Below are 6,163 nucleotides of genomic sequence, written 5' to 3'. Positions count from 1 at the left end.
GGATAGTCGCCTGGCCCAGGAGCAGGAGGGGATCGAGGTAATGGGTGCCGCGTCGGAGGCCCCAGTGCAGGCAAGATTCCCGGCAGTGGCCTGCCCACGACGGCAAGGTGTACGAGCTGTCCGGCGACACGACCTGGACCCGGGCCGACCTGGCCGCCGAGATCGCCGCGGTCACCGGCAAGGAGGTCGTCTACCAGGACCTGCCGAAGGACGAGTACGCGGGCGTGCTGGCCGGCGCCGGCCTGCCGGTGCCGTTCGCGGAGATGATGGCGGACGTGGACGTCAACATCGCCCGCGGCTGGCTCTCGCACACCCCCGGCACGCTGCGCGACCTCATCGGCCGCCCCACCCAGCCGATCGGCGAGTACGTCCGCTCCCTCCTGGCCTGACCCCGCGGCGCGCCGTCAGCCGCCGAACTGCTGCCACGCCAGCCTGGCCACCAGGGCCACCACGACGCACAGCAGCACGATCCGCACGAAGCCGGTGCCCCGCTTGAGCGCCATCCGCGCGCCGAGCTGGGCGCCGGCCACGTTGCACACGGCCATGCCGAGCCCGAGCCCCCAGTTCAGGTGCCCTTGGAGCCCGAAGACCACCAGCGCCCCGAGGTTCGTCCCCACGTTGATGATCTTGGCGGACGCGGAGGCCGAGACGAAGTCCAGCCCGAGGATGGTGGTGAAGGCGATGATGAGGAACGTTCCCGTGCCCGGCCCCATGATGCCGTCGTAGAAGGCGATCCCGACCCCGGCCACCGCCACCGCGGCCAGCACCCGGCCGCGGGTCCGCAGGTGCGGCACCGGCACGGCCCCAAGCGCGGGCCTCAGCGTCACGAACGCGGCCACCCCGAGCAGCACCACCATCACGACCGGCCGCAGCACCTCGGCCGAGATCGCCGCCGCCGCCGACGCCCCGAGCCCGGCGCTCAGCACGGCCAGCCCGGCGCCGGGGAGCGCCACCTGCCGGTCGATCTTGGTTGAGCGGGCGTACGCGACGGCCGCCGAGGTGGTGCCGAAGATCGACGACAGCTTGTTCGTGGCCATCGCCTCGACCGTGGGCAGCCCCGTCATCAAGATCGCGGGGAGCTGCACCAGCCCGCCCCCGCCCACGACGGCGTCGACCCACCCCGCCCCTGCCGCCGCGACCAGCAACACCAGGACCTGCTCCAGCGGCACGCCACTCCCCCGATTTCCCCCAAGAAACCCCAAGAGTGTACAAGTCGCACAGCAGGTGGCCTTGAGGGAGGGGTGACGTCAGGGGATCCGGGAGCCGAACAGCACCGCCGCGCCCGCCACCAGCAGCCCGGCCAGGATCGCGGCCACGATGAACCACTGGGTGATCTCCTGGTTGACCAGCTTGTAGCCGAGCGAGGTGCCGATCTGCTCGTAGACCTCGCGCAGCTCGCTGCCGGACTCGGCGGTGTAGGCCCGCCCGCTGGTCCCGTCGGACAACGACTGCAGGGTCTGCTTGTTGACCGGCACGTTCACCGGGCGGCCGTCGATGTTGACGGTGCCCTCCTGGGTGCCGTACGCGATCGTGGAGACCGGCACGCGGGCCTGCTGGGCGGCGTCGATGGCCTCGTTCACGGACCTGCCCGAGGTGTTGTCGCCGTCGGACAGCAGCACGATCGCGGCCGGCGGCGGGTCGGTCGCGGCCTGCTGGTCGAACGAGCGCAGCGAGTCGAGCGAGTTGAAGACGGCCTCGCCGATCGCCGTGCCCGGGCGGGTGGTGAGGGTGCCGATGGAGGTGACCACGGCCTGGTGGTCGGTGGTGGGCGAGATGACGACGTTGGCGGAGCGGGCGAAGGACACCACGCCGACGTTGAAGCGGTCCGGCAGCTCCCTGACGAACGCCTGGGCCGCGGCCTTGGCGGCGTTGATCCGGTCGGGCTGGACGTCGTCGGCGTCCATGGACAGCGACACGTCCAGCGCGATCATGATGGTGGCGCGGTCGCGCGGCACGCGTACCTGGTCGGCGGGTTTGGCGGCGCCGACGACCAGGAGCGCCATCATGAGGAGGAACAGCGCGGGGCCGACGTGGCGGCGCCAGCCGGGGCCGGCGGGGGCGACGAGGTCGAGCAGGGCCAGGTTCGTGAAGCGCACGGTGTAGCGGCGCCGGGCGAACATCGACACGATGTACCCGGCCACCAGCAGCCCCACCAGCAGGAACAGCCAAAGCCAGCCGGGGGCCAAGAAAGTCACGTAGGTCTCCTGTGGGCGAGATGGCTCATGTGGCGCTGGCGGAGGACGAACTGCGCGATGTCGAACACCCAGTCCCGGTCGGTACGCAGCACGAGGTGCGCGATGCCGGCGCGGCGCAGCGCCACGCGGGTGCCCTCGCGCTGCAGGGCGGCCGCCTCCGCGTACGCTTGCCGAACCTTGGGTGAAAGATGCACTTCGCGTACTTTCCCGCTCTCGGGGTCGGTGAACGCGACCCGCCCCACGTCGGGCAGCTCCAGCTCGCGCGGGTCGATGACCTCGACCGCCAGCACCTGGTGACGGGCGGCCAGCCGCCTGATGGGGCGCTCCCAGGGGCGTTCGGCATCGGGGTCGAGGCTGGGGCGGGCGTCGAGGAAGTCGGAGACGATCAGCCGCACGCCGCGCCGCCTGCGGCTGGCCGACAGCACGTCGATGCCCTCGGCCAGATCGGGGGCGTCGGGCACGATCCGGCCGCGCGGGGCGTCCATGAGCGAGTGCAGCAGCCCGTAGAGGGCCGGGCGGCCGGTGCGGGCGGGCATGCGGTGCACGTACTCGTCGTGCAGCACCAGCGCGCCGAACCTGTCGCCCAGCCTGCTCGACAGGAACCCGATCGCGCCGACCGCCGCCACGACCAGGTCGCGTTTGTCGGTGTCGGCGGTGCCGAAGTCCATGCTGGGCGACAGGTCGGCCAGCGCCCAGGTCTCCAGCTCGCGGTCGGCGATCAGGTCGCGTACGTGCGGGACGGTCGTGCGCGCGGTGACCGCCCAGTCCATGCGGCGCACGTCGTCCTCGCCGGGCACGTACACGCGGCTGTCGCCGGCCTCGCTGCCCGGCCCCGGCAGCAGCCCCTGGTGGGCGCCGTGCAGCAGCCCGTCCAGCCGCCGGGTGACCGTCAGCTCCAGCCGCCTGAGCGCCTGTTCGGCCGTGTTCACAGGCCGCTCACCGGTTCTGGTTCCAGACGACGAGGGGCGGGGGCACGGCCTGCAGGATCTGTTTGACGACCTGCTCCGGGTCGACGCCGTCGGCCAGGGCGTCGAAGGTGAGCATGAGCCGGTGCGACATCACGTCCACCGCCACGTCGCGTACGTCGTCGGGCAGCATGTAGTCGCGGCCGCGCAGCAGGGCCAGCGCCCGCCCGGCCGAGACCAGGCCCAGCGTGGCGCGGGGGCTGACGCCGATCTCGATGGTGTCGATGAGGTCCGGCAGGCCGTAGTCGGCGGGGCTGCGGGTGGACATGACCAGCCGCACCACGTAGTCGGCGACGAGCTGGTGCACCGAGACCTGCTCGGCCGCCTCCTGCAGGGCCAGCAGCTTGTCGGGGTCGAGCACCCGCTCGGGGACCGGCGGCTTGACGCTCATCCGGTGGAGGATCTCCAGCTCCTCGTGCGCGCTGGGGTGCGGCACCCGTACCCGGAACAGGAACCGGTCGCGCTGCACCTCCGGCAGCGGATAGACGCCCTCGGACTCGATCGGGTTCTGGGTGGCGAGCACGATGAACGGCCTGGGCAGCGGGTGGGTGACGCCGGCGAGGGTGACCTGCCGCTCGGCCATCACCTCCAGCAGCGCGGACTGGACCTTGGCGGGGGCGCGGTTGATCTCGTCGGCCAGCAGGAAGTTGACGAACACGGGGCCGAGCTCGACATCGAACTTCTCGTTGGAGGGGTGGAAGACCCGGGTGCCGATGATGTCGCTCGGCACGAGGTCGGGGGTGAACTGGATCCGGGCGAACGTGCCGCCCACGACAGTGGCCAGGGTGGAGGCGGCGAGGGTCTTGGCGACGCCTGGGACTCCTTCGAGCAGGCAGTGCCCGCGGGCCAGCAGGGCCACGATGAGTCTTTCGACCATGTGGTCCTGGCCGACGATGACACGCCGGACCTCGTCGAGACTTTGACGCAGCAGTGCCGCGTCGTTTCCGCCTGGCAACTCTTCGGCGACGCTCATGACGCCATTCCACCAAACGCGCCGCAAACGTGCACGACGCCACGTCTGTGCTTTCATGGCAAACGTGGCAAGTCCCCTGCAGTACGGCGATCCACCCCGGCTGGGACCCTACGTGGTCCAGGCCCGCCTGCACACTGCCCCGGCCGGCTTCGTGTACCTCGGCCAGGCACCCGACGGGCGCGCGGTGTCCGTCGCCGTGCTCACCCGAGGGGCCGCGCTCGACGCCGCCGCCCGTGACCGGTTCGTGACCGCGGTCAGGGAGGCCAGGGGCGAACGGTCCGGATTCCGCGGCTGGCTCGGACGTTCCGGGCGGTCGCGGAGCGCGGTGCTGGACGACACGCCCGACGTGCTCGCCTTCGACGGCGGGCACGCGCCCTGGGTGGCGGTCCCGTACGTGCCCGGCCGGCCCGGGGCCGAGCGTTTCCTCGATCCCGTCATGGTGGGCGGGACGTTCATCGGCGAGGCGCACGGGCCCGACTTCGTGCCGTACTGGCTGACCGACCGCGCGCCGGCGCTGCCCGGGCCGACGCGGCAGCGCAGGCCGCTCACCGAGACCCGCAAGCGGGTCCTGATGGCCGCGCTGGCGCTGGTGTTGCTGCTGATGCTGGTGACGGCGATCCTGCTGCTGCTGTTGCTGGGCCGGCGCGACAGCGAGCCGCAGCCCCGGCAGCTGCCGCCGACGGTGTTCGTGCCGACGCCGCCGCCGACGCCGGCCAGCCCCGAGCCGCGGCCCTCGCCGTCGACGTCGCCCTCCCCGTCGGAGAGCGGGCAGGTCACGCCCGGTCAGACACCGGGCGACGAGATGGGTGAGGAGTCCCCGCTGTTCCATTAGTTTGAGCCTGACGTAACAGGAGGCTTTAGCTTCCGCGGCATGGAATTCATCGTTCACGACACCCTCACGCCGATGGCCGCCCTGCTGCGCGAGCCGCTCGAACGGCGGCCCGGCACGCTGCGGGACATCCTGGAGCCGACGCGCTCGGAGATCCCGATGCCCGGCGACATCATCGACATCCACCACCAGGGCGGCGGCTTCCGCGTCGACGCCGACGACCCGCGCTACCTGCCCGCCGTCCAGCGCATGATCGACGCCGACGTGCTCGGGCAGGTGCGGCGGGAGCTGGAGCGCGCCTCCGAGCGGCTGCGTGACGCCAAGCAGCGGGAGTCGGTGCAGGTCATGCTCATGTTGGGCAATCCGGACAACAGGCATCTGATGAAGGTGGGCGGCGGCTACTACGGCATGGGCGGCTCGCCCGGCTGGCTCTACCTGCTGGCCTGGCCGTCGGACGAGGTGATCGGCCGGATCGGGCATCTGGCGGTGCACGAGTTCCACCACAACGTCCGTTACACCAACGTCGAGTGGAACCCGATGACCGTGACCGTGGGCGAGCACGTGGTGGCCGAGGGGCTGGCCGAGGCGTTCGTACGGGAGCTGTCGGGGGCCGGGGCCATGGGGCCGTGGTCGTCCATGGTGAGCGGGGAGGCGTACGAGCGGGCGTACGAGCTGATCATGGCGGACTTCTCGCTGGCCGGGATGCAGCACACGTCGAAGTACGTGGTGGGGGACAGCGTGGCACGCATGTTCGGGCAGGAACCGCGCGGCATCGCCGACATGGCGGGGTACGCGGTGGGACTGCACCTGGTCGACCGGGCCCTGGCCGCCACCGGCCTCACGGCCACGGAGGCGACCGTGCTGCCCGCGGCCGAGCTCCTGCGCCGCGCCGCCATCCACCCCTGAACTCGTCGCCCGCCCCCGAAGGACCCCACGGGGCCCCTCGGGGGATGCCGACTCAGCGCGGTGAGACGAAGCCCGACTCGTACGCGGCGATCACGGCCTGGGTCCGGTCCCGGGCGCCCAGCTTGGCCAGCACGTTCCCCACGTGCGTCTTGACCGTCTCCTGGCTGACGACCAGCTCGGCGGCGATCTCGTGGTTGGACAGCCCCTTGGTCATCAGCCGCAGCACATCGCCCTCACGGCCGGTCAGCCGGTCGATCCCGGCCACCCGCCCCGGGCCCGGTCCCCGGGCCCGGGG

The 6,163-nt window shown here is 71.9% G+C and carries 8 protein-coding genes; 3 read left to right on the top strand and 5 right to left on the bottom strand.

Going from position 1 to position 6,163, the window contains the following annotated elements:
- Positions 1-107: 107 nt before the first annotated feature.
- On the top strand, positions 108-389 hold the full coding sequence (locus ACWDX9_RS58200; RefSeq protein WP_449971955.1) for a hypothetical protein: 282 nt from the start codon (positions 108-110) through the stop codon (positions 387-389).
- A 15-nt stretch (positions 390-404) separates the two neighbouring features.
- Here ACWDX9_RS58200 and ACWDX9_RS58195 read toward each other — a convergent pair whose 3' ends face one another.
- The 4 genes from ACWDX9_RS58195 to ACWDX9_RS58180 all read right to left on the bottom strand — a co-directional run bounded on the left by ACWDX9_RS58195 (position 405) and on the right by ACWDX9_RS58180 (position 4,133).
- Entirely contained in the window at positions 405-1,169 is a 765-nt protein-coding gene (locus ACWDX9_RS58195; RefSeq protein ID WP_350734297.1) for a sulfite exporter TauE/SafE family protein, read from the bottom strand.
- Positions 1,170-1,247: 78 nt separating this feature from the next.
- Positions 1,248-2,195, bottom strand: a complete 948-nt coding sequence (locus ACWDX9_RS58190; protein WP_350734295.1) for a VWA domain-containing protein — start codon at positions 2,193-2,195, stop codon at positions 1,248-1,250.
- Entirely contained in the window at positions 2,192-3,124 is a 933-nt protein-coding gene (locus ACWDX9_RS58185; RefSeq protein ID WP_449971953.1) for a DUF58 domain-containing protein, read from the bottom strand. Before ACWDX9_RS58185 ends, ACWDX9_RS58190 begins: the two co-directional genes overlap by 4 nt.
- Positions 3,125-3,131: 7 nt before the next feature.
- Entirely contained in the window at positions 3,132-4,133 is a 1,002-nt protein-coding gene (locus ACWDX9_RS58180) for an AAA family ATPase (RefSeq protein ID WP_355198869.1), read from the bottom strand.
- A 55-nt stretch (positions 4,134-4,188) separates the two neighbouring features.
- Between ACWDX9_RS58180 and ACWDX9_RS58175 the strand changes: the two genes are divergently transcribed.
- The gene (locus tag ACWDX9_RS58175; RefSeq protein ID WP_364241321.1) at positions 4,189-4,965 is read left to right on the top strand and encodes a hypothetical protein; all 777 of its coding nucleotides are present in this window, start codon (positions 4,189-4,191) and stop codon (positions 4,963-4,965) included.
- Positions 4,966-5,004: 39 nt separating this feature from the next.
- Complete coding sequence (locus ACWDX9_RS58170; protein ID WP_449971950.1) at positions 5,005-5,868, top strand: DUF2268 domain-containing protein; 864 nt, start codon at positions 5,005-5,007, stop codon at positions 5,866-5,868.
- A gap of 52 nt (positions 5,869-5,920) precedes the next feature.
- Here ACWDX9_RS58170 and ACWDX9_RS58165 read toward each other — a convergent pair.
- Positions 5,921-6,163, bottom strand: a 243-nt coding sequence (locus tag ACWDX9_RS58165) for a response regulator transcription factor (protein WP_449971948.1), incomplete at its 5' end; no start/stop codon positions are given.

The organism is Nonomuraea sp. NPDC003201 (genome assembly GCF_053590415.1).
This window is presented reverse-complemented; position numbering and strand designations above follow the sequence as displayed.

Coding starts and splice junctions, on each gene's coding strand:
- ACWDX9_RS58180 (WP_355198869.1), bottom strand. CDS start 4,133: ATGAGCGTCGCCGAAGAGTTGCCAGGCGGAAACGACGCGGCACTGCTG.
- ACWDX9_RS58175 (WP_364241321.1), top strand. CDS start 4,189: ATGGCAAACGTGGCAAGTCCCCTGCAGTACGGCGATCCACCCCGGCTG.
- ACWDX9_RS58170 (WP_449971950.1), top strand. CDS start 5,005: ATGGAATTCATCGTTCACGACACCCTCACGCCGATGGCCGCCCTGCTG.